Annotated in this window: 20 protein-coding genes and 2 tRNA genes; 10 read left to right on the forward strand and 12 right to left on the reverse strand. The window is 69.9% G+C overall.

Annotated elements, in window-relative coordinates; genetic code table 11:
- Nucleotides 1-5: 5 nt before the first annotated feature.
- The 3 genes from EXE50_RS13090 to EXE50_RS13100 form a co-directional block, all read right to left on the reverse strand.
- Nucleotides 6-1,172: an inorganic phosphate transporter gene (locus tag EXE50_RS13090; RefSeq protein ID WP_053770827.1), complete on the reverse strand. Its 1,167-nt coding sequence runs from the start codon at nt 1,170-1,172 to the stop codon at nt 6-8.
- 154 nt (nt 1,173-1,326) lie between these two features.
- Nucleotides 1,327-1,397, reverse strand: a tRNA-Gly gene (locus EXE50_RS13095).
- Nucleotides 1,398-1,486: 89 nt separating this feature from the next.
- On the reverse strand, nt 1,487-2,194 hold the full coding sequence (locus tag EXE50_RS13100) for an enoyl-CoA hydratase/isomerase family protein (protein WP_137705282.1): 708 nt from the start codon (nt 2,192-2,194) through the stop codon (nt 1,487-1,489).
- Nucleotides 2,195-2,253: 59 nt separating this feature from the next.
- Here EXE50_RS13100 and EXE50_RS13105 point away from each other — a divergent pair, with 59 nt between their 5' ends.
- The 4 genes from EXE50_RS13105 (at nt 2,254) to EXE50_RS13120 (ending at nt 4,004) form a co-directional block, all read left to right on the forward strand.
- Nucleotides 2,254-2,919, forward strand: coding sequence for a hypothetical protein (locus EXE50_RS13105; RefSeq protein ID WP_121600241.1), 666 nt, complete (start codon nt 2,254-2,256; stop codon nt 2,917-2,919).
- A gap of 97 nt (nt 2,920-3,016) precedes the next feature.
- Nucleotides 3,017-3,088 (forward strand) — tRNA-Thr (locus tag EXE50_RS13110).
- A gap of 357 nt (nt 3,089-3,445) precedes the next feature.
- Nucleotides 3,446-3,727, forward strand: coding sequence for a ribbon-helix-helix domain-containing protein (locus EXE50_RS13115; RefSeq protein WP_053770833.1), 282 nt, complete (start codon nt 3,446-3,448; stop codon nt 3,725-3,727).
- A complete protein-coding gene (locus EXE50_RS13120) occupies nt 3,720-4,004 on the forward strand; it encodes a type II toxin-antitoxin system RelE/ParE family toxin (RefSeq protein ID WP_053770834.1) in 285 nt (94 codons plus the stop codon). The genes EXE50_RS13115 and EXE50_RS13120 overlap by 8 nt, the downstream gene beginning before the upstream one ends.
- Nucleotides 4,005-4,197: 193 nt before the next feature.
- Here the strand turns inward: EXE50_RS13120 and EXE50_RS13125 are convergent, their stop codons facing one another.
- A complete protein-coding gene (locus tag EXE50_RS13125) occupies nt 4,198-4,632 on the reverse strand; it encodes a hypothetical protein (RefSeq protein WP_137705283.1) in 435 nt (144 codons plus the stop codon).
- 595 nt (nt 4,633-5,227) lie between these two features.
- On the opposite strand from EXE50_RS13125, the gene lipA reads away from it, so the two are divergent.
- The 5 genes from lipA to EXE50_RS13155 all read left to right on the forward strand — a co-directional run bounded on the left by lipA (nt 5,228) and on the right by EXE50_RS13155 (nt 10,441).
- A complete protein-coding gene (gene lipA, locus EXE50_RS13135; protein ID WP_053770835.1) occupies nt 5,228-6,166 on the forward strand; it encodes a lipoyl synthase in 939 nt (312 codons plus the stop codon).
- A gap of 103 nt (nt 6,167-6,269) precedes the next feature.
- The gene (locus tag EXE50_RS13140; RefSeq protein ID WP_137705284.1) at nt 6,270-7,391 is read left to right on the forward strand and encodes a branched-chain amino acid ABC transporter permease; all 1,122 of its coding nucleotides are present in this window, start codon (nt 6,270-6,272) and stop codon (nt 7,389-7,391) included.
- Complete coding sequence (locus EXE50_RS13145; protein WP_137705285.1) at nt 7,388-8,737, forward strand: branched-chain amino acid ABC transporter permease; 1,350 nt, start codon at nt 7,388-7,390, stop codon at nt 8,735-8,737. Before EXE50_RS13140 ends, EXE50_RS13145 begins: the two co-directional genes overlap by 4 nt.
- Nucleotides 8,730-9,641 carry an ABC transporter ATP-binding protein gene (locus tag EXE50_RS13150; protein ID WP_053770838.1) on the forward strand — a complete coding sequence of 304 codons (912 nt, stop codon included), beginning with the start codon at nt 8,730-8,732 and terminating at the stop codon, nt 9,639-9,641. Before EXE50_RS13145 ends, EXE50_RS13150 begins: the two co-directional genes overlap by 8 nt.
- Complete coding sequence (locus EXE50_RS13155) at nt 9,638-10,441, forward strand: ABC transporter ATP-binding protein (protein ID WP_241982682.1); 804 nt, start codon at nt 9,638-9,640, stop codon at nt 10,439-10,441. Before EXE50_RS13150 ends, EXE50_RS13155 begins: the two co-directional genes overlap by 4 nt.
- A 235-nt stretch (nt 10,442-10,676) precedes the next feature.
- Here EXE50_RS13155 and EXE50_RS13160 read toward each other — a convergent pair whose 3' ends face one another.
- From EXE50_RS13160 to EXE50_RS13175, 4 genes are all read right to left on the reverse strand, one after another.
- The gene (locus tag EXE50_RS13160; RefSeq protein ID WP_121599831.1) at nt 10,677-12,086 is read right to left on the reverse strand and encodes an ABC transporter substrate-binding protein; all 1,410 of its coding nucleotides are present in this window, start codon (nt 12,084-12,086) and stop codon (nt 10,677-10,679) included.
- Nucleotides 12,087-12,296: 210 nt separating this feature from the next.
- Nucleotides 12,297-13,955: a gamma-glutamyltransferase gene (ggt, locus tag EXE50_RS13165; RefSeq protein WP_137705286.1), complete on the reverse strand. Its 1,659-nt coding sequence runs from the start codon at nt 13,953-13,955 to the stop codon at nt 12,297-12,299.
- A 112-nt stretch (nt 13,956-14,067) separates the two neighbouring features.
- On the reverse strand, nt 14,068-14,271 hold the full coding sequence (locus EXE50_RS13170) for a hypothetical protein (protein ID WP_053770841.1): 204 nt from the start codon (nt 14,269-14,271) through the stop codon (nt 14,068-14,070).
- Nucleotides 14,272-15,028: 757 nt separating this feature from the next.
- On the reverse strand, nt 15,029-15,685 hold the full coding sequence (locus tag EXE50_RS13175) for an HVO_0476 family zinc finger protein (RefSeq protein WP_137705287.1): 657 nt from the start codon (nt 15,683-15,685) through the stop codon (nt 15,029-15,031).
- Nucleotides 15,686-15,850: 165 nt separating this feature from the next.
- Here EXE50_RS13175 and prs point away from each other — a divergent pair, with 165 nt between their 5' ends.
- Nucleotides 15,851-16,711 (forward strand): ribose-phosphate diphosphokinase, encoded by an 861-nt coding sequence (gene prs, locus EXE50_RS13180; RefSeq protein ID WP_137705288.1) that lies wholly within the window; start codon nt 15,851-15,853, stop codon nt 16,709-16,711.
- A gap of 4 nt (nt 16,712-16,715) precedes the next feature.
- Here prs and EXE50_RS13185 read toward each other — a convergent pair whose 3' ends face one another.
- From EXE50_RS13185 to EXE50_RS13200, 4 genes are all read right to left on the reverse strand, one after another.
- Nucleotides 16,716-17,279, reverse strand: a complete 564-nt coding sequence (locus EXE50_RS13185; protein WP_053770844.1) for a maltose acetyltransferase domain-containing protein — start codon at nt 17,277-17,279, stop codon at nt 16,716-16,718.
- 106 nt (nt 17,280-17,385) lie between these two features.
- A complete protein-coding gene (locus EXE50_RS13190; RefSeq protein WP_053770845.1) occupies nt 17,386-18,513 on the reverse strand; it encodes an ATP-NAD kinase family protein in 1,128 nt (375 codons plus the stop codon).
- Between the two features lie 532 nt (nt 18,514-19,045).
- A complete protein-coding gene (locus EXE50_RS13195; RefSeq protein WP_137705289.1) occupies nt 19,046-19,744 on the reverse strand; it encodes a molybdopterin-binding protein in 699 nt (232 codons plus the stop codon).
- A 75-nt stretch (nt 19,745-19,819) separates the two neighbouring features.
- Entirely contained in the window at nt 19,820-20,599 is a 780-nt protein-coding gene (locus tag EXE50_RS13200) for a DUF5803 family protein (RefSeq protein WP_121599825.1), read from the reverse strand.
- Between the last annotated feature and the right edge of the window lie 13 nt (nt 20,600-20,612).

Here is a 20,612-nt window from a genome sequence, read left to right on the forward strand (position 1 = left end):
CCGCCCTACCAGACGAGCCTGAAGAGCACGGCGAACGTCACCAGCGCGCCGACCGTCGAGAGGATCGGCACGACGTTCTGCATCAGCACGACGCGCGCGCTCGTCCCGGGGTTGAACAGGTCGGACGCGGAGGGCACGTCGCTCGCGTCGCCCTCGCCGATCTCCGGCATCTCGTCGGCCGCCAGCGCGCCGACGGAGACCGCCGGCTCCTTCTCGCCGCTTATTCCCTGTCGCACGGTCACCGTGCGCGTCGCGCGGCCCCAGCCGAGCCCGACGATCGACATCGTCGCGATGATGACGAACGAGGCGGGGATGCCGACCGCCGAGAGGCTGATCACGATCCCCGAGGAGACGACCGCGACGACGATGGCGGCCGTCAGCGGGAGGTCGGTGATGTCGTTACCGAGCGTGTCCAGCGTCCGCCGGGCGATGGTGAACGCGCCGACCGCGACCGCCGCGCTCCCGAGGAGGATCATCGGCGTCATCTCCACGCCGTCGAGCGCGACGAGCGGCGCGATGGCGTTCGCGATGTTCGAGGTGCCGGAGGAGAACGCCATCAGACAGCCGATGGAGATGACGACGACCCCCCCCGTCAGCTCGCGTCGCGTCGTGTTCGGGCCGAGGACCGGCCGCGGTATCAGCCCCGACCGGTCGAGTTCGAACAGCGCGCCCTCGGTGCTCTCGATCGCCACCCAGCGGTCGATCGCCGAGTAGAAGTAGCGGCCGACGACGCCCGACACCCAGAACCCGATGATCGGCGCGACGAGCCACCAGATCGCGATCTCGCCCATCACGGCCCAGTCGAGGGTGTTCGTCGCGATCCCGAGTCCGGCGATGGCGCCGACCGCCGTCATCGACGTCGACGCCGGGACGCCGGCGAAGTTGCCGACGAACAGCGCGCCGCCGATGAAGAAGAGCACGATGATGCTCGTCTCCAGCGTGAACACGTTCGCGCCGGTGACGAGGTCCTCGCCCAGCGTGGTCACCACGCGCTGCCCCAGCGTCCCCGCCCCGACGAAGAAGAACAGCGACATCAGCGCCGCCGCGCCCGCCTTCGATATCACGTCCGCGCCGACCGCCGGCCCGAACGCCGGTCCGGTCGTCGCCCCACCGATGTTGTATCCGACGAACGCCGCGACCGCGACGCCGACGAGAAGAAGCGGCTCAACCATATACCCGAACAGAACACACACGCGCTGTTAAACGGACGGGGTCTGCCGCTGCCCGGCCCGTCGATCGGCGACGGCGCCCGCGCGATTCGGTCGAGGAGGCGCGCTGCCCGCGCACAGATATCTCTCGGTGATTTTGCTCACTTCGTTCGCAAAATGCACCGGCCGAGATTTGAACTCGGGTTGCAACCATGGCAAGGTTGCGTGATACCACTACACTACCGGTGCGTACTTCGCATCTCGCAGTTAGACGGAGACTCACTTAAGTCTGTCACATCGGGACGGCGGGCGGACGCGGCCGGCGCCCGCCCGGTCGATCACCGGTCGCGCCGTCGGGCGATGTCCTCCGCGTGCGCGTCGTGAAGTTCAGCGAACGCCGCGGCCTCCGCCCGTTCCTGCGCCTCGCCCTCGCGGCGGTCGCGGATCCGACGCTTGATCGCCGCGAGCGCGTCGGCCTCGCCCGCCGCGATCTCGTCGGCCACCGAGCGGGGGTCGTCGACGACGCGGGAGACGAGCCCGGTCCGCAGGGCCGCCTCGGCGTCGAGGACTCGCCCCGAGAGCGCGAAGTCGAGCGCCTCGCCCTCGCCCATGACGCGCGGGAGCCTCACCGTGCCACCCCAGGCGCCGAACAGCCCGAGGGAGACGCCGGGCTCGCCGAGCGTTGCCCGCAGGGTGGCGACCCGGACGTCCGCCGCCAGGGCCAGTTCGACGCCGCCGCCCCGAGCCGGGCCGTCCACCCCGCAGACGACGATCGACGGCGACTCCTCGACGGCGGCGACCGCGCGCTGCCCCCGCCGCGCGAACGCGTCCGGGTCGTCGAGCGCGGCGACAGCGTCGAGGTCGGCGCCCGCGCAGAAGGCGTCGCCCGCGCCGCGGAGGTACGTCACGGGCGGGGCGTCTCCGTCCGCGGGCGCTTCGAACGCCTCGCGCAGGACGGTCAGGTCGGCGGGCCGAAGCGCGTTGCGCGCCTCGGGGCGGTCGAGCGTGACGACGCGCACGTCGCCGTCGGTTCGGGTTCGGATCACGAGACGGAATCCCGTTCGTTTCCAAAGGTCTTTGCCCTTCGCTCGTCTACGAAACGACAATGGACGATGCCGCGCGAGCGCGTGACGCCGCGCGCGAGGCGCTCGCGGACGTCGAACCCGAACAGCTCCGCGAGGCCCTCGACGCCCGAATCGGCGACGCGGCGGTGACCCCCGGCGTGCTGGCGCTGGTCACCGCCCGCGCGCTGGAACCGGCCGTCGACCTCGGGGACGTGGCCGACCGCGCCGCGGGCGTGCAGCTCATCTACGAGGGGTTGCGCCTCACCCGGACGGTCGCTCACGACGAGCCGTGGGTGACGGCGGCGACCGCCGCCGCCGACATCGACGCGGACATGGACATCCTCGCCGCCGACGTGCTCGTCTCCCGCGGCTTCTCGCTTCTGGCGTGTACCGACGCCGCCCGGCCAGCCGTCGACGTGGTGCGCGCGTTCGGCCGCGACCAGACGCTCCGCGACCGCGAGGGCACGGACGCCGAAACGGCGGCCGAACTCGACCGCAACCTGGAGGTGGACGCGATGGAGCTCGCCGTCGTCGCGGGCACCACCGCCGTCGGCGGCGACCCGCCCGCGGAGTTGCTCGAATACGCCCGCGACCTCGCGGCCGACTGCGACGGCGAGTTCCCGCCCGCGGGCCGCGCGCTGCCGGAGGCGACCGCGGACCGCATCGCCGACATCTCGGAGCGGGCCGTCAGCGCGACCGACCGGTGATCCGCGCGGCGACCCTCCGAGACGGCGCGGGATCCCCCGACGCCGCGTCGCCGGATCGAAACCCATAAAGTCGAATCCGGTCAACAACTGATTGCGTGCCTGGGTAGCTTAGCGGTAAAGCGCGTCCTTGGTAAGGACGAGACCCCGAGTTCAAATCTCGGCCTAGGCTCTTTCTGCCGTCCACTCCTTGTACGCACACTTTTCTGACTACGCTCGTCTGAACGAAACCCGTTCAAGATTCGCGTCTCTCGCTAAACAGGGCATCCCTCGCCGTCATGCGATTCGCTAAAATGTCAGGGCACACAAACTAAGTCACAGACAGCGGCAGGATTGCCCCGAAATCGACCGGGAGCGCGTCCCCTCAAGTGACACCCCGGATTTCGCTAATCGACGCTCACAGAGGAATGACTGAATCTTAGTCAGCAATGTGATAGAACACCCCCTCGATGCGGCTATCCACGTCGGTTACGCGGTGAGTGAGGCTCCGCCGAAACGACTATTGGTAAGACCAACGTATTACGTCTATATGTCTGAAGCGGCCACAGACGACGACGGTGGAGACGACATCGCCACGGTGAACTTCAAACTCACCGAGTCGTTCCTCGAACAGATAGACGATACGTGGCAGGGACGCGGGTTCAACAGTCGGAGCGAGTTCATCCGGTACACGCTTCGGGACGCCGTCGAGTTCCCGACGTTCGACCGCGACGAACTCGTCGCCCTGCTCGAAGCCGAAGAGGACGTCCGCGAGGGACGAACGACGAGCGCCGAGGCAGCCCGCGAGCGGTTCGGCACGAGCGATGAGTGACGACGGGTGGACGTGGGAACTCTCCTCGACGGCCGAAGACGACCTCGACGGACTGTCCCCCGCCGACCAAGACCGGATACTCGACAAGCTCGATGAGATCGTCTCCTCGCCGTGGCGCGACCCGCCGGACTACGGTGAGCCGCTCCAGAACAGCCCGTACAAGAAAATACGCGTCGGGGAGTTCCGGCTCTCCGTAAGTTTCCGGCAGGACGACGGGCGACTCGTCGTCGCACGTGTCAAGCGTCGTGGCGGGGCGTACACCGCCGACGATGACTAAGTTATGACACACCCTCGATGCGGCGAGATACGGTAGAGGTTTCACCGGATTTGGCCCGGTTGTCGTCGGTCCTGAGCCACATCATCGAAGGGGCTGTTCCCTCTGTACCTCGATGTGGTGAGTCGCTTCGGTCAGTACAGGAGACCTCCGGAACGGTTCCCAGAGTTTACTGGGTGGAGGAGTCGTTATATTTCTATTTTGTCTCTGCTACAGCCGATTGGGTAGGGAAAAATCGCCGTAAAGCAAACGCAACAGTAGATGATACAATCCCTATTGGGATGCCATACAAAATTGCTGACCCCACGCCGGTTAAAATCCCATAGTGAGGTTGGGGGTGATTAAGCGAGATGACAGTATACAGGGTAGAGCCGCTCATGATGATGACGGCGACGGCGATACTCACGAGTATTCCGTCGTTTCGGTGTGTATGTACCCCTGCCAGAATAATCGCAGATACCGTGACTCCAAGCGGGCTCATAAGCAAATCAAATGAGTTTCCCATACCGGAATTTCCAACAAGATAGAGTTGACCGAAGAACAAGGCCATGAGGATGACCGAGTAGCCGAGATACCGAAGCGATAGGTTCAACGACTTCCCGAGAAGAAGCGATTCTAACCGTGAGTCCATACACCGCGGTGATTCTCTGGTTGTATATGATTTTTCACTGAGAATCTCGTGGGAAACTAGACATATAGATAGTATCCAAAACGAGCAGGTACTCTATGACCAGGTTCAATACGCACCCTCTCCTTTCCAGCTAATTCACCACGGCATTTCTGAAACGAATGGGGATACTCCCCCCGATGAAGTGGGGCCACACGTATGAACCGCACAGCACCTCTCACAATTATGATGTGTCGAGTAGGACAGCGCTCATCCGAACACGTTTGTCGTTTTCTGGTGTCCACAGACGGCACACGGGGCCGAATACCCAATTCATTCATAAGTAGAGTTGTTAATAGAGTGATAAGAAGCACGCAAAGTGGAGTGTTACGGCAACGGTAGCCGCTTTCAGGGCCGAAGGACTCCTCGGTAAAGCGCGTCCTTGGGAAGGACGAGACCCCGAGTTCAACTCTCGGCCTAGCCTCTTCTTCCCGTCGGCCGCGTTCTCCCGGTAGTGGCCGCACCGCACTGCCGCCGGTGACCCGCCGCGACTTCCGAAACCCGGTATGCGACCCCCGCCGACCCGCACCCTTTTGCGCTCGGACGCCAAGGGTCGACCATGCAACGCGGCCGCCGAAAGCCGGACTGGCTGAAGTCGCGCCCGCCGTCCGGGAGTCGGTTCACCGAGATCAAGTCCACCCTCCGCGACCACGACCTCCACACGGTCTGCGAGGAGGCGAACTGCCCGAACATGGGCGAGTGCTGGTCGGGGCAGGACGGCCCCGGCACGGCGACGTTCATGCTGCTCGGCGACCGCTGCTCGCGCGGGTGTAACTTCTGTGACGTCGAGACGGGCGGGATGGAGCCGCTCGACCCCGACGAGCCCGCGAACGTCGCGGACGCGGTCGCCGAGATCGGGCTCGACTACGTCGTCTTGACCTCCGTCGACCGTGACGACCTCGCGGACGGCGGGTCGGCGCAGTTCGCCGAGACGATCCGGGCGATTAAGCGTCGCGACCCGGAGGTGCTGGTCGAGACACTCATCCCGGACTTCCAGGGCGACCCGGAGGCGATCCGGCGGATCATCGACGCGGAGCCGGACGTGATCGCGCACAACGTCGAGACGGTCGAGCGGCTCCAGTGGCCGGTCCGGGACCGGCGCGCGAACTACGAGCAGTCCCTCTCGGTCCTCGATCAGGTCGACCGCGAGTCCGACATCCACACGAAGACGAGCCTCATGCTCGGCGTCGGCGAGTACGACCACGAGGTGTACCGGACGCTCGGTGACCTCCGCGAGGTCGGCGTCGACGTGGTCACCTTCGGCCAGTACCTCCAGCCCTCGCGCTCGCACCTCGACGTGTTCGAGTACGTTCACCCGGACGTCTTCGAGACGTGGCGCCGGGTCGCCGAGGAGGAGTTCGACTTCCTCTACTGCGCGTCGGGCGCCATGGTCCGGTCGTCGTACAAGGCGGGCGAACTGTTCGTCGAGGCGCTGCTGCGCGAGGGGCGGTCGCCGGAGGCCGCGCGGCGCCACGCGCGGGCGGCGGGCGGCGACTGACGCTCCGGCCCCGTCAGAGCTGTCAGGCGGTTTCGAGGATTCTTGTCCGAACAGCGAGTTATTTACCGCTCGGTATCTCACCCTGTGACAGTGAGACGTACACATGGGAACAACTGACTCGTCGATCGTCGACTCGGCGCGGGCCCGGCCGGGGCTTCTCCTCGTCACCCTCCTCGGCGGCCTGCTCCTCGTCGACCTCGCGGCGAAGCTCGCGGGGGTCGGCCTCGGCCCGGTCGGTGGGTCGATCTCGGTCGACCGGCTCGGCTCGAACCTCTGGAACGGCGTCGTCATCGGCCTCGTGATCGGGCTCGCGGGAATCGGGCTCTCGATGACGTACAGCATCCTCTCGTTCGCGAACTTCTCGCACGGGGACCTCGTCAGCGTCGGCGCGTTCTCCGGGTGGGGCGTGGCGTTCCTGATCGCGGGGTTCGGCGACGTGCCGGTCCGCGCGCTCCTGACCGTCCGCGACGCGGGGAACGCCTCGCCGGGCGACATCGGCGCGCACATCCTCACGACGCCCGCCGCCATCCTCGTCGGGCTGGTGGCGGCGTTCGTCGTCACCGCGCTGCTCGCGGTGGCGCTCGACCGGGGGTTCTACAAGCCGATGCGCGACCGCGACGGGATCGCGCTGCTCATCGCCTCCATCGGCGCGGCGCTCATCGTCCGGTACCTGCTCCAGTTCGGCTACGGCTCCGACCGGCGCGGCGTCACCGCCAGCGTCGAGCAGTCGAACCTCGCGTTCGATCCGCTCGGACTGTCGGTGAACGCGCACGAGCTCACCATCCTCGTCGCCGCGGTGGGGCTGATGCTCGCGATGCACGCCATGCTCCAGCACACGAAGCTCGGGACCGCGATGCGGGCGATGGCCGACAACAAGGACCTCGCGCTCATCACCGGCATCCCGGCCGAACGCGTCGTCACCGCGACGTGGGTCATCGGCGGCGGGCTCGCGGGCGCGTCCGGCTACCTCTACGTCCTGCTCCGCGGGACGATCCAGTTCGACTTCGGCTGGCTCCTGCTCCTGTTGATCTTCGCGGCCGTGATCTTAGGCGGGATCGGCTCCGTCTACGGCGCCATCGCCGGCGGCCTCGTCATCGGGGTCGTGTTCACCACGTCGACGATCTGGATCCCGTCCGACTTCAACCAGGCCGCGGCCTTCGGCGTGATGATCCTCATGCTGCTGTTGCGCCCCGAGGGGCTCTTCGGCGGGGTGACGACAACATGAGCGACGCCGACGCCCCCGGCGACTCCGGGTCCGTATCCTCCGGGAGCGCGCCCGAGGCGCCCGAGAGCGCGACGGCGGCGCTGGTCAAGGCCGCCCGAGAGAGCGACCTCGGCCTCGTCGTCGGGACGCTGCTCGCGATCTACGCGGCCGCGACGCTGCTGACGTTCACCGACGGGCTCAACAGCGTCGTCGGGCTCATGGAGACGCTGACGTTCCTCGGTCTCGTCTACGCGCTCACCGCGCTCGCCCTGAACCTCCAGTGGGGGTACACCGGCCTCTTCAACATCGGCGTCGCCGGCTTCATGGCCGTCGGCGTCTACACGATGGGGATGGTCGTCCGCTCGCCGGACCCCGCGTTCGGCCCGCCCGGACTCGGCCTGCCGCTCCCGGTGGGGATCGCCGCGGGCGTCGCGATGGCGGCCGTGCTCGGCGCCGTCGCCGCCCTGCCCGCGCTGCGGCTCAAGGCCGACTACCTCGCCATCGTCACGCTCGGGCTCTCGGAGATCGTCCGCCTGTCGCTCCAGTCGAGCGCCTTCGACAACTTCCTGCGCGACACGGTCGGCGCCGGAACGGGCGGCGGTCGCGGGATGGGCATGCCGGACAACCCGGTCCGAGAGCTGTTCCTCGCCGACGGGCAGGCGGGGACGCCGACCGCGTTCGGCGAGTTCGTCTTCGGCGTCTTCGGCGCAGACGGCCTCGGGATCTCCAACCCGATCCTCATCGGGTGGGGGTACATCGCCGTCCTCGCCGCCTTCCTGATCGGGTTCTACCTCCTGGTGGAACGCCTCGGCCGCTCGCCGTTCGGCCGGACGATGAAGGCGATCCGGGAGGACGAACTCGTCGCCGACTCGCTCGGCAAGGACGTGAACCTCGTGAAGATCAAGGTGTTCGTCATCGGCTGCGCGCTGATGGGGCTCGCGGGCATCCTCTGGTTCGGCAGCCAGGGCAACGTCTCGCCGACCCCGCAGTTCCGCCCCCTGCTCACGTTCTACGTGTTCATCGCGGTGATCATCGGCGGGTCGGGGTCGAACACCGGCTCGGTCCTCGGCGGCATCGTCTTCGCCGCGGTCCTGTTCGAGGGGCCGCGCCGCGTCGGCGGGGTCGTCCGCGGGCTCATCGACGCGGAGACGCCGCCGTCGTTCGCCGACGCGCTCGTCTCGCTCGACCCGGTGACGTTCCTCGCGTACGCGACCGACAACATCGCACCGCTCCAGTTCGTCTTCCTCGGGCTGGTCTTGGTGTTCATCATCCACCGGCGCCCGGAGGGGATCCTCGGCGACCGGATCGAGACGGCCGCGGCCGTCGACCTCTCGGAGCGGCCCGGCGGGGGTGAGACCGATGAGTAGCGACGCGCCCGACGCGGCCGACGTCGCAGACGCGACCGGGGTCGCCGACGCGGTCGACGCGGCGGACGCCCCAGAGGACGAGCCCGAGGCGAACGACAGCGCGGTCGAGGAGGCCGCGAAGCACGTCCCGTCCGGGGCGCCCCCGCTCCGCGTGGAGGGGCTCGTCAAGCGGTTCGGCGGCGTCACCGCCGTCGACGGCGCCTCCTTCGAGGTCGAGGCCGGGTCGCTGACCGGCCTCATCGGACCGAACGGCGCCGGCAAGTCGACCACGTTCAACTGCATCACCGGCGTCCACGAGCCGACCGCGGGATCGGTGACCTTCGAGGGCGAGGACATCACCGGGCTCAGGCCACACGAGATCGCGCGGAAGGGCCTGGTTCGGACCTTCCAGATCGCCCGGGAGCTCTCCGAGATGACCGTCTTGGAGAACCTCATGCTCGCGCCGCAGGGCCAGGTCGGCGAGTCCGCGATCAGGGCCGTGACGCCCGGGCTCCGCGGCGCGGTGATCGGGGAGGAGGTCGACATCCGCGAGCGGGCCTGGGAGACGCTGGAGTTCTTCGAGATCGACCACCTCGCGCACGAGCACGCGGGGAACCTCTCCGGCGGCCAGCGGAAGCTGCTGGAGATGGCCCGCGCGCTGATGACCGACCCCGAGATGGTGCTGCTCGACGAGCCGCTCGCCGGGGTCAACCCGACCCTCCAAGAGAAGCTTTTGGACCGGGTCCACGACCTGCGCGCGGACGGCTACACCTTCCTGCTCGTCGAACACGACATGGACGTCATCATGAACAACTGCGAACGCGTCATCGTCATGCATCAGGGCAGCGTGCTCGCCGAGGGGACCGGCGACGAGATACGGAACGACGAGCGGGTCATCGAGGCGTACCTGGGGGAGGACCTATGACCGCCGACGGCGCGGCGGGCGAGGCGGCGGCCGACGCCGACGCCGAGGCGGTCGCGGCCGGCGCCGACGCCGGAGCGACACACGCGATCGACGGCGACGCGATCCTCCGGATCCGGGACCTCGACGCGGGCTACGGCGACCTCCAGATCCTCTCGGACGTGGTCTTAGACGTCGCCGACGAGGAGTACGTCACCATCGTCGGCCCCAACGGGGCCGGCAAGTCGACGGTGATGAAGACCGTCTTCGGGCTCACGACGCACATGGGCGGCACCGTCGAGTTCGAGGGGTCGCAGATTCAGGGGCTCGCGCCCGAGCAGATCATCCGCGAGGGGATCGGCTTCGTCCCGCAGACAGACAACGTGTTCCCCGGGCTCAGCGTCCGGGAGAACCTCGAGATGGGGGCGTACATCCTCGACGAGGTGCCCGAAGACCAGATCGAGACGATATACGACCGGTTCCCGATCCTCCGGGAGCGCAGCGAGCAGAAGGCGGGGACGCTCTCCGGCGGCCAGCGGCAGATGGTCGCGATGGGCCGGGCGCTCATGCTCGACCCGGACCTGCTGCTGCTCGACGAGCCCTCTGCGGGGCTCGCCCCCGACCTCGTCGCCGACATGTTCGACCGGATCGACCGGATCAACGAGAGCGGGACGGCCGTGCTGATGGTCGAGCAGAACGCGAAGGAGGCGCTGCGCCGCTGCGACCGCGGCTACGTGCTGGTGAACGGCGCGAACCGCTACACCGACCGCGGCGACGTCCTGCTCGCCGACGAGGACGTGCGGCGCGACTTCCTCGGCGGGTGAACCGCGGTCGTCCGCCGCTCGCGCGGCTCTGAACGGTGTCGACGACGCCGCTCGGGGAAGGATTATAAGATGCGCCGTCGCAGTGAGGCCCCGCCCTCTGTCGCGCGCGGCCCTCGCCGGCGACCAATTCGGACGCCGGCGCCGCCGTAGACCCCCTGCGAGAAGCGTCCGCTCGCGCGGGCGAGCGCCGCGGCTCGCGCGGGACGGAAAAATCGGAGAAGAGCCGGCCGACTCCCTACTGGTTCAGCACGCTCGACCACTGACTGGTGTACGTCGCCTGGTTCGGCTCGAAGGAGACGCGCTGGGTGATCGTCCCGTCGCGCTCCTGGAAGGCGCTCACGTACGCCTCCTCCAGCGACTGCCCGTAGGCGTCGTTGAGGTACAGCGTTCCGGACGACTCGGCGCCGACGGTGTCGCCGACTGCGAGGTCGGCCATCGCCGGCCCCTGGAGCAGGTCCGAGGGCGCGGTCCGGAAGATGTAGCCGTTGTCCTCTAAGTCCGTCACGTTCGGGTCGGTCGAGGACGGCGAGATCCCCACGACGCCGTTCGGGATGAACACCTGATCCGAGACCTGGAGGTTGACGTTCGACGACGCCGGGCCGACGACCGCGCCGAAGCCGGCGTTGACGAGGGCGTTCGCGCCGGAGATCCCCGCCTGCGGGTCGGTCTGCGTGTCCTCGACTCTCGTCTCAACGTCGACGTTGATGCCGGCGTCGTTGACCTGGGTGGCCGCGAGCAGCGCGCCGTCGCGGATCGGGACGCCGAGCGGCCCGAGGTCCCCCGTCTCCGGCATCAACACGCCGATTCGGGCGGTGAACGAGTCGACGCCCACGGGGTCGGCCGCGGTCGCGTTCCGGTCCTCCTCGCTGAGTTCGTTCCCGAACTCGACGGTGTCGAGCGTGACGAGGCTGCCGTCTTGGAAGTCGATGATGTCGTAGGCGGCGGTCGCGATGTCGCCGTTGGCGTCGAAGTTGACGCTCGACGACGCCCCCACGTAGTGGACGGGGTCGCCGCCGGCGACCGTCTCGACGGCCTCGGGCAGGTCAGCGGGGCCGAACTCCTCGCCGCCGGGGTTGGCGACGGTCCGGACGCGGTCGCGGATCGCCTGGCCGCTGTTCTCGCCCGCGGCGGTCGCCGCGAGGATCTCGACCGCCATCGCGTCGTACGCCTGTGCGGTGAACACGCCCGGTTCCTCGCCGTACGCCTCCTGATACGACTCGGTGAAGAACTCCGCGCCGGGGCCGCCCGCGGAGGGCGCGGTGCCGATGACGTTGTTCATGTCGTTGTCGACCTCGCTCGGCAGGTCGCTGTCGATCAGCCCGTCGGGGACGATGATGTCGAGGTCGGGCGCGCTGTCGGCGAACTCCGAGTAGAAGTCGCGGAACAGCTGGATCCCGGACTGCGGGAAGCCGACGACCATCACGGCGTCGGGGACGTTGTTCTGGTCCCCGCCGTCGCCGCCGTCGGACCCGTCGCTTCCGTCGCTTCCGTCGCCGCCGTCCATCCCGTCGCCGCCGTCGGACCCGTCGGATCCGTCCCCGCCGTCGCCGCCGTCACCGCTCTCCGTCGAGCAGCCGGCGAGCCCCGCAATACCGACCGCGCCGGCGCCCTTGAGTACGTCGCGTCGCTGGATTCTTCGCTTCATTCTGTGACCGTATACCATACGAGCCGTTATAAGTGTATCCACGGTCACAAATACCACAGCACCGGGATTCGGACGCGTCAGGCCGGTCTCGTCGCGTCCGCGCGCGCTCTACCGACAGACTCGCCGATCGGCGGCCGGCCGCAAACGGCGCGTCGTACCCACTCGCTGATAGGAGACTGGTCGTCGCCGCCGGAGGCGGTCGCGCCCGCCTCAGTACCCCTGCGCGTTCCCGTCCTTCCGGGGCTCCGTGGCGGCCGAGAGGACCCCGTCCCGGCTCCGCGCGATCTGGGCGCCGCCGAACATGACGGGCGAGAGCGTCCGCACGTCGTGGTCCCTGCGGACCAGCTTCGCCGCGGCGTCGTCGTCGAAGTGCGGCTCCAGCGCCAGTTCGCCGCTCTCGCGGTAGCGCCACCGCGGCTCGTCGAGCGCGCGCTGGAGCGGCATCCCGTAGTCGACGAGGTTGGAGACCACCTGGACGTGGCCCTGCGGCTGCATGTACCCGCCCATCACGCCGAACGCCGCCCAGTCGTCCTCGTCGAACCGGACGACGCCCGGGATGAGCGTGTGGAAGGGGCGCTTGCCGGGTTCGAGGCTGTTCGGGTGGTCCGGGTCGAGCGAGAAGGACGCGCCGCGGTTCTGTAAGGCGATGCCGGTGTCGCCGGCGACGAGCCCGGAGCCGAAGCCGGCGAACCGGGAGTTGATGTACGAGACGACGTTGCCCGCCTCGTCCGCGACGGTGAGGAGGACGGTGTCGGCGTCCTCGGCGTTCGCGTTCGGCACGCCGAAGGAGACGTCGTGCGAGGCCGTCTCGCCGACGCCGGCGGCGCGCTCGCTCGCCCACTCGCTCGACGCGAGCGGCGGGATCTCCTCGTACTCGGGGTCGGTGATGTAGCGGTGGCCGTCGTGGAACGCCCGCTTCATGGCCTCGGCGAAGTAGTGGACGCGCTCGGGCGAGTCGTAGTCGTACTCGCCGGCGCCGAGCTCGCTCGCGACGTTGAGCGCCTCCAGGGCGATCAGTCCCTGGTTGTTCGGCGGGAGCTCGTACACCTCCGCGCCGTTGTAGGTCGTCGACACCGGCTCGGGCCACTCGACCTCGAAGTCGGCGAGGTCGTCGACGGTCATGAACCCCCCCTGCGACTGGACCTCGTCGGCGATGGCCTCCGCGACCTCGCCCTCGTAGACGACGTCGGCGCCCTCCTCGGCGATCCGCCGCATCGACTCGCCGAGCCGCGGGAGCGTCACCGTCTGCCCGACGCCCGGCGGCTCGCCCTCGAAGAGGAACGCCTCGCGGGCGTGGTCGTCGGTGAAGAGCGCGTCGGCGCTCGCCCAGTGGGAGGCGATGACCTCCGACACCGGGTACCCCTCGGTCGCGTAGCGGACGGCGGGCGCGAGCGCGTCCGCGAGGGTGAGCCGGCCCAGCTCCTCGACGGTGGCCTCCCAGCCGCGGGCCGTCCCGGGCACCGTGACCGCGTGCGGGCCGTAGAACGGCATCCCGGCCTCGCCGGCGTCGTCGACCGCGTAGCCGCCGTCGTCGGGGTAGTACGAGTCGGCGTCGTCGTCCTCTGCGAGCGCCGCCTCGACGTTCTCTATCGTCGCGTCCGCTGGGGCGCCGCCGCACGAGCGCATCGCGCCGACCTCGCCGTCCGCGGTCCGGTACAGCGCGAACACGTCGCCGCCGAGCCCGGTCGAGGTGGGCTCGACGACGTTCAGCGCGGCCGCGGTCGCGACCGCCGCGTCGAACGCGTTCCCGCCCTCGCGGAGGACTTCGATCCCCGCCTCGCTGGCGAGCGGCTGACTGGTCGCCACCACGCCGCGCTGGCCGTACACGGTCGATCGGCGCGACGTGAACCGGTCTAAGTCTGGCTCCATACGACCTCGTCCGGCGCGCGGGAGAATAAAGCACCGACCGGATCTATCCGGTGTCTACGGCCCAGATCGGGCGGCTCAGAGGCGTCTCGCCGCGACCGGTCGCGCCGGCGCGTCACTCGTCGAACTCGGCGTAGTGCCGGACCAGCCCGCACTCGGGACACATCACCGTCGTCAGTTCCTTGCGTTCGTTCATGCCGAGCTTCCCGAGCAGCCCGGACCGCTTCTCGCCGGTCTTGACGTGCGCGTTCCAGGCGTCGCCCATGCTGAACTCGACCTCTTCCATCGTCACGGCGCAATCGGGACAGCGGTGGTCCATGAACTCGGAATCACGCGGCGGCCTGAAAACGATTGCCTCGACCGTTCTTCAGCGAGCGGGAGCCGTCAAACCGCCCGGTGCGACAGTCCAGAGCGGACGACGTCTCCGCGCGTGGGCCGGAGCGGTCGATGTCACCTCGAGACGCGGCGGGACTGCGGGGTCGCTCGGACGACGCCGTCCTCTCAGCGGGCGACAGACGCGATTCGCAGGCGTCGCTGGCCGTCTCGGCACGCTGTGATCGAAAGTCGGCCTCGGTACTCATAGGGCTCGTCGTCGCCGGGTGCCGAGTCCGGCTCGGAGCGGTGGTTCGTCATCGGCCGCTCGTCGGTAGTCGCGCCGTCGAATAAAAGGATCCGGCCGCGCCGTCAGTGCGACGAGCCGGCGTACTCGTTCCAGCGGTCGGTGCCGTTCGCGATCCGCCGCGTGTCGGACGGGTCGAACGTCGCCGCCGCGTTCGCGACCGCCTCGGCGGCGGTCGGGAGATCCTCGGTGTCGGTGGTCGCGCCGCCTTCAGTCGGACTGGTCGATGGACCCGATCGGTCGGTCGCCGGTTCGGTCTGCGTCGCCTCGCGCGTGCTCGGACCGCCGGGACCGGTCGTCGTCCCCGCCGTCGAGCGTGCGTCAGTCGTGTACTACGGGTGGCACGGATCCGACAAGGGGCGTATTCTTCATAATTGTTTATGTTGGTGTGAGGATCGCCGGACGGGGCGGACGGGGCGGGCGGACCGCGCCGAGCGCGTCGCGCCACCGGGCCGCCCTACCAGGCCGACCACGCGGTGAGCGTCTCGTCGCGGGCGTACACCCGCTTGAGGTCCTTCGCGTAGGCGAGGTCGCCGGTGTGGTCGAGCTTCTCGTGGCGGTACTCGGGGGCGTCCTCGCGGATCTGGAGCCCCTCGACGGTGAACTCCTCGTCGCCGAACTCCGTCGTCTCGCCGACGGTGAACTCGTAGTCGCCGGGGACGTTCACCCGGAGCGAGCGCGTCTGGTCCGCGTCGCCGTCCTTCGGGTGGAGCGTGACCGGGACCGCGACGTTGTCGACTGCCCGGGTCCACAGCGTCTCCACGTCGGTGATGTCGGCCTCCTCGACGCGGTTCTCGGGGCCGAGCTCGATCCCAGTGATCCGCACCTGCATCAGCGCGTCGTCGGTGTCGACGACGAACTCCTCGCCGGTGGCCACGTCGCCCTCGGCGGGCACGTCCATCGCCGTCGTGAACGAGTCGCCGTCCTGCGAGACGACGATGGTCACGGAGACGGTCTCCTCCTCCGGAATCTCGGCTTTGTGGGTATGGTCGCACTCGGTACAGCGGACGGTGGCCTGCCCGCCCGGGCTCAGGACCTCGTGGACGGTCGGCTCGGCGGGCGAACACGACGGGCAGGGGAGCCCGACGCGCGCGCCGGCTTCGGTGTCGCTCATTGGGCGCTCGTACCCGCCGCGCCCGTAAATATCCGCCCCTGTGGGGGCGGTGTGGGTCGCGCTCGCGTGGCGCGCGGCGGCGCCGTTGCGGTTCCGCGGCCGCGGGCCCCGCAGCCGCCGCGCGGTAAGGAAACTGGTTTACCGGTGTCCGGAAAACGGTCGCCCATGATCGTACCCGGATCCAGCTCGCAGCAGCTCGCGGCCGCGCTCGCGGCGGAGACGGACCGGGCGCTCGCGACCCCGACATACGACCGGTTCCCGGACGGAGAGGGGCTCGCCGCGGTGCCCGACTTCGACGCCGACGAGGCCCTGATCGTCGCCGCGACCGACTCAGACGAGGCGTGGGTCGAACTGCTCCAGCTCCAGGACGCCGTCCGCGAGGCCGGCGCGACGGACGTGACCACCGTCGTCCCCTACATGGGCTACGCCCGACAGGACGCCTCGTTCGGCGACGGGGAGCCGGTCTCGGCCCGCGCGATGGCCCGCGCGATCTCTACCGGGACCGACCGCGTCGTCCTCGTCAACCCCCACGAGGCGACCGTCGCCGACTTCTTCGAGGTCCCGGTCGAGGCGGTCGACGCCGCGGGCGTCCTCGCGGCGCCGCTCCCGGCCGACCTCGGCGACCCCCTGTTCCTCGCGCCCGACGAGGGAGCGATCGACGTGGCCGCCACCGTCCGCAACGCCTACGGCGCCGGCGAGACGGACTACTTCGAGAAGCGCCGCGACCGCGAGACGGGCGCCGTCGCGGTGTCGCCCTCCGACGCCCCCGTCGCCGACCGGGACGTGGTCGTCGTCGACGACATCATCGCGACCGGGTCGACGATGAGCGAGTCGGTCGCCGTCCTCACCGACCGCGGCGCCGCGCGCGTGCTGACGGCCTGCGTCCACCCGGTCCTCGCGGCCAACGCGGTGACGAAGCTCCGCGCCGCCGGCGTCGACCGGATCGTCGGCAGCGACACCGTCGAGCGGGGCTGTAGCGTCGTCAGCGCCGCGCCCGCCGTGGCCGACGCGCTCGACTCCCTGTAACGGATCACCCGCCGCCGATCTCGCGGATCTCCTCGGCCGGATTCCCGCCCACCACCGTCCGTGCCGGCACGTCGTCGACCACGACGGCGCCCGCGGCGACGACCGCGCCGTCGCCGATCTCGACCCCCGGCGTGATCACCGCTCGCCCGCCGATCCAGACGTCGTCGCCGACCGCGACGGGGTCGCCGAACTCCAGCCCGGCCGCCCGCTCGTCGGGGTCGATCGGGTGGGTCGCGGTGTACGCGTGGACGCCCGGACCGAGCAGGCAGTTCTCGCCGAACGCGACCGGCGCCACGTCGAGGAAGACGCAGCCGTAGTTCGCGAAGAAGCCGTCGCCGACGCCGACGTTGTACCCGTAGTCGCAGCGGAACGGCGGGACGACGGTCGCGTCGCCGCGCACCTCGCCGAACAGCTCCCCGAGCAGCCGCTCGCGGCGGTCGGTCTCCGTCGGGGCCGTGGCGTTGTACCGGCGGCAGCGCTCCTGCGCCCGCCGCCGGTCGGCGACCAGTTCGGGGGCCGACGGGTCGTAGGCCTCGCCGGCGAGCATCCGCTCCTTCTCGCGTCCCATACGCTTCCCGGCGCGGCGAGCGACAAAAGGACTGTCAGTCGCCGCGCCCGGGAGCGGCGCGAGGGATGAGCGGTGGCCGAGCGGCGGCCGGGCGGCGGCCCCCGCCTCAGACGATCTTCATCATCCGCGTCTCGAACTTCCCGACGCGGACGCGGACCCAGCCCGCGAGCCCGTCGTCGAGGTCGGGGTCGTCGGTGTCGACGCGCAGCGCGCGCACGTCGTCCAGCTTCGCCCGCGACGCGACGATTCGGAGGTCGCAACGCCGGATCACGGCCGGCGATATCTGGGGGTTGCCGCGGCCGAAGACGAACCCCTGGCCGCCGATGGGGGAGACGACGATGACGTTCTCCTCGCCGAGCGCGTCGAGGATCTCTGTCTCCGTCGCGTCGCGGGCGATCACCTCGCCGTCGCGCCACACGTCGACGCCGATCGGCGACGGCTCGAACCCCAGTTCGTCCTTGATCGCGCCCACGGTCGACCCCGGCCCGAGGACGAAGGTGACGCCCTCCCCGTCGCGCTCGCGAATGTCCGCCGCGACGCCCTCCGCCAGCGACTCGACGGTCCCGCTCGCGGTCTGTTTCGACGACTGGAGGTCCTCGGCGACGGGGACATGCGCGACGCCGCGCAGCGTCGGGCTCACCTCCCCCTCCCGGTAGGCGTCCTCGTCGATGTCCATCACCTCGCGGCGCTCCGTCCGCGAGAACGAGGCGGCCACCTCGGCGGCGTCCTCCGGCGAGACCGCGAACACCGACGAGTACACCTTCACGCCGGCGGGGACGCCGAGCATCGGCACGTCGGTCCCCTCCAGCGCGCCAGCGACGTCCGCGGCCGTGCCGTCGCCGCCGACGAACAAGACGAGGTCGACGGGGTCGGCGGGCCCGTCGCCGTCGGCCGCGTCGTCCCCGTCGAGCCCGGCGAACGCCCGCACGACGGCGGCCGTGTGCGCCGCGGTCGTGTCGGTCGGTCCCGGCGCGTCGCCCTCGAAGGGGTCGACGACCCGCGCCGGCTCGAAGCCGGCCGCGCGGACGACGGACTCGCCCATCGGGTCCGCGGCCACCGACACGACGGCGTCGGGCGCGACCGCGGCCAGCCGGTCCAGCGCGCGGCGCGCTCGCTCGGGCGCGCGCCGTTCCGCGCCACGCTCGACCGCCTCCACCACCTTCCCGTCGGTGCCCTTCAGCCCGACGCGGCCGCCCATGCCGGCGACAGGATTCACCGCGATCCCCACGTGCATGCCCGACGTTCACCGCGCCGGCCTCTTAAGCGAGCCGCGTCCGGCCGCGGCGCGCGGGCGTCCGCCCCCGGTGACTCACTCGAACGGTTCATAAAGCCCCTCAACACGCGGACACGGGAACCAACAGGCGTCCGCTCATCACAGCAGACGCCGATGGAACGAGCCCGCCATCGGCGACGTCAGCCGCTCGTCTCACCGGGACTGGATCCCTCCCTCGGTAGCTGCCACACGCCCACGCCTTCCGGTCCCGTTTTCGAACCCCTGTGACGCAGTTTCGGGACCGTCCTCGGTCCCGCGCCGACGGACTCCCTCGGAGAATCAATACTTAAGACGCCCCCAGAACAACCGCGAGACATGATCCTCGAAGCCGCCGTGACGGAGCCGTTGCCGATCAGCGCGACCGCGGGCGTGGTCCTGCTCGCGAGCCTCGCGCTCGTCGCCGTGTGGGTCGCGTACCTGTACCGCTAGGCCGCCCCTTCGCCGGCCGTCCTCCCGTCGCACCGACCGCTCCTGCCGATCGCTTCTCGGCCGCTCAGGCGGACCGCTCCTCGACCGCGTCCGCGTGCTCGCGGATCCACGCCGCCGCTCGCTCGGCCTCCCCCTCGCTCTCGGCGGTGATCTTCACTGTCACGACCTCGCCCGGGTAAGAGCCGACGCGCACGTCGAACCGCTCGCGCAGCGACGCGAACCGGTCGAGCAGCTCGCTCTCCGGCTCTTCCACGTCGACCGTGAGCACGTGGGTGAGCGTCCCCGCGAACTCCGCTTCGACCCGCTCGAACATCGCCTTCATCTCGCCGGGCACCCCGGGGAGGACGTAGACGGACTCGACGACGGCACCCGGCGCGACCCCCGCCTCGTTCGGCAGCGGGCGGCAGTCCGCCGGGAGGTGCGTCGTCTCCGCCGCGAGGTCGCTGCCGCTGTACCCCCGCTCGGCGAGCCACGCGGCCGCCTCCTCGTTCGCCGCGAGGTCGCGGCCGAACGCGGCCGCGACCGCCTCCATCGTCACGTCGTCGTGCGTCGGCCCGAGGCCGCCGGTGACGATCACCGCGTCGTACTCGGCGTGGTACTCGTTCACGACGCGCGCGATCTCGCTCACCTCGTCCGGCACGACTGTCACCCGTCGGACGGCGACGCCTCGCGCGTCGAGCCGGTCGCAGAGCCAGGTCGCGTTCGTGTTCTCGGTGTCCCCGACGAGGAGCTCGTCCCCGACGGTGACGACGGCGGCGTTCATACCCAGTCCAAGCGGCGCGCGGTAGAAAAGGACCGCGGCGGGGGCGACCGGACGGCGCTCGACGCGACGCGAGCGTCAGAGCCAGCCGTCGTCGTCCTCGTCGTCGTAGACGCCCAAGCCGAGGTCGCGGCGGCGCTGGCGGAGCGCCTCCAGCTGTCGCCTGAAGTAGAGCGTCCCCGCCGCCGCGGCGATCACGCCCACGAGGAGGATGACGCCGAACACCAGCAGGTCCCCCTCGCGGTACGACTGGACGACGATCGAGCCGCGGGACACCTCCTCCCAGACGATCCGGTCGCGGTCGCCGACCGTCTCGACCGCGTGGTCGCGCGGCGACACGTGGCCGACGACCGGGAACTCGGTGGTGAAGCCCGGCGGGAGCGTCACGGCGTACGACCCCTCGACGTACGCGCGCATGGTGAACCGGCGCGGCGACCCGGCGCCCGAGAACGCCACCCGGCCGCCGCTCATGTCGTCCGCGAAGCGGATCCACGTCTCGTCGGTCGTCCGCTCTATCTCGCCGCCGCGGGCGCGGAACTCGCTGCCCGTGATCACCTCGCCGTCGGGGTACCGGTACCGGAACGCCTCGAACTCGAGCGGCTGGTCGCCCGCGTACGGGGTCTGCTCGTACAGCCGGATCTCCTCCCTGTCGCCGACCGCGTACACGACGGTGTAGCGCGCGTCGGTCGAGAGCTCGAACGCGGCGTCGCGGTCCGTGTCGAAGTCGTACTCGCGGGGCGGCTCGGCGTCCAGCGTCTCGTTCGTCACCTCGCCGCCGCCGGTCGCGTAGCCGAGGCAGCCGGCGCTGACCGCGAGGAGGGCGACCGCCGCCGCCGCGAGCGCGAAGCGTCTGTTCACGTGTTACCTCCGG

The organism is Halorubrum sp. ARQ200 (genome assembly GCF_005435115.1).
In the GTDB taxonomy this organism is placed as follows: Archaea; Halobacteriota; Halobacteria; order Halobacteriales; family Haloferacaceae; genus Halorubrum; species Halorubrum tropicale.

Bases quoted from the DNA above. Each gene is read 5' to 3' on its own strand.
- EXE50_RS13140 (WP_137705284.1), top strand. From the start codon at position 6,270: ATGGGAACAACTGACTCGTCGATCGTCGACTCGGCGCGGGCCCGGCCG.
- lipA (WP_053770835.1), top strand. From the start codon at position 5,228: ATGCAACGCGGCCGCCGAAAGCCGGACTGGCTGAAGTCGCGCCCGCCG.
- EXE50_RS13105 (WP_121600241.1), top strand. From the start codon at position 2,254: ATGGACGATGCCGCGCGAGCGCGTGACGCCGCGCGCGAGGCGCTCGCG.
- EXE50_RS13150 (WP_053770838.1), top strand. From the start codon at position 8,730: ATGAGTAGCGACGCGCCCGACGCGGCCGACGTCGCAGACGCGACCGGG.
- EXE50_RS13170 (WP_053770841.1), bottom strand. From the start codon at position 14,271: ATGGACCACCGCTGTCCCGATTGCGCCGTGACGATGGAAGAGGTCGAG.
- EXE50_RS13155 (WP_241982682.1), top strand. From the start codon at position 9,638: ATGACCGCCGACGGCGCGGCGGGCGAGGCGGCGGCCGACGCCGACGCC.
- EXE50_RS13145 (WP_137705285.1), top strand. From the start codon at position 7,388: ATGAGCGACGCCGACGCCCCCGGCGACTCCGGGTCCGTATCCTCCGGG.
- EXE50_RS13120 (WP_053770834.1), top strand. From the start codon at position 3,720: ATGAGTGACGACGGGTGGACGTGGGAACTCTCCTCGACGGCCGAAGAC.
- ggt (WP_137705286.1), bottom strand. From the start codon at position 13,955: ATGGAGCCAGACTTAGACCGGTTCACGTCGCGCCGATCGACCGTGTAC.
- EXE50_RS13185 (WP_053770844.1), bottom strand. From the start codon at position 17,279: ATGGGACGCGAGAAGGAGCGGATGCTCGCCGGCGAGGCCTACGACCCG.
- EXE50_RS13190 (WP_053770845.1), bottom strand. From the start codon at position 18,513: ATGCACGTGGGGATCGCGGTGAATCCTGTCGCCGGCATGGGCGGCCGC.
- prs (WP_137705288.1), top strand. From the start codon at position 15,851: ATGATCGTACCCGGATCCAGCTCGCAGCAGCTCGCGGCCGCGCTCGCG.
- EXE50_RS13175 (WP_137705287.1), bottom strand. From the start codon at position 15,685: ATGAGCGACACCGAAGCCGGCGCGCGCGTCGGGCTCCCCTGCCCGTCG.
- EXE50_RS13125 (WP_137705283.1), bottom strand. From the start codon at position 4,632: ATGGACTCACGGTTAGAATCGCTTCTTCTCGGGAAGTCGTTGAACCTA.
- EXE50_RS13195 (WP_137705289.1), bottom strand. From the start codon at position 19,744: ATGAACGCCGCCGTCGTCACCGTCGGGGACGAGCTCCTCGTCGGGGAC.
- EXE50_RS13115 (WP_053770833.1), top strand. From the start codon at position 3,446: ATGTCTGAAGCGGCCACAGACGACGACGGTGGAGACGACATCGCCACG.
- EXE50_RS13160 (WP_121599831.1), bottom strand. From the start codon at position 12,086: ATGAAGCGAAGAATCCAGCGACGCGACGTACTCAAGGGCGCCGGCGCG.
- EXE50_RS13090 (WP_053770827.1), bottom strand. From the start codon at position 1,172: ATGGTTGAGCCGCTTCTTCTCGTCGGCGTCGCGGTCGCGGCGTTCGTC.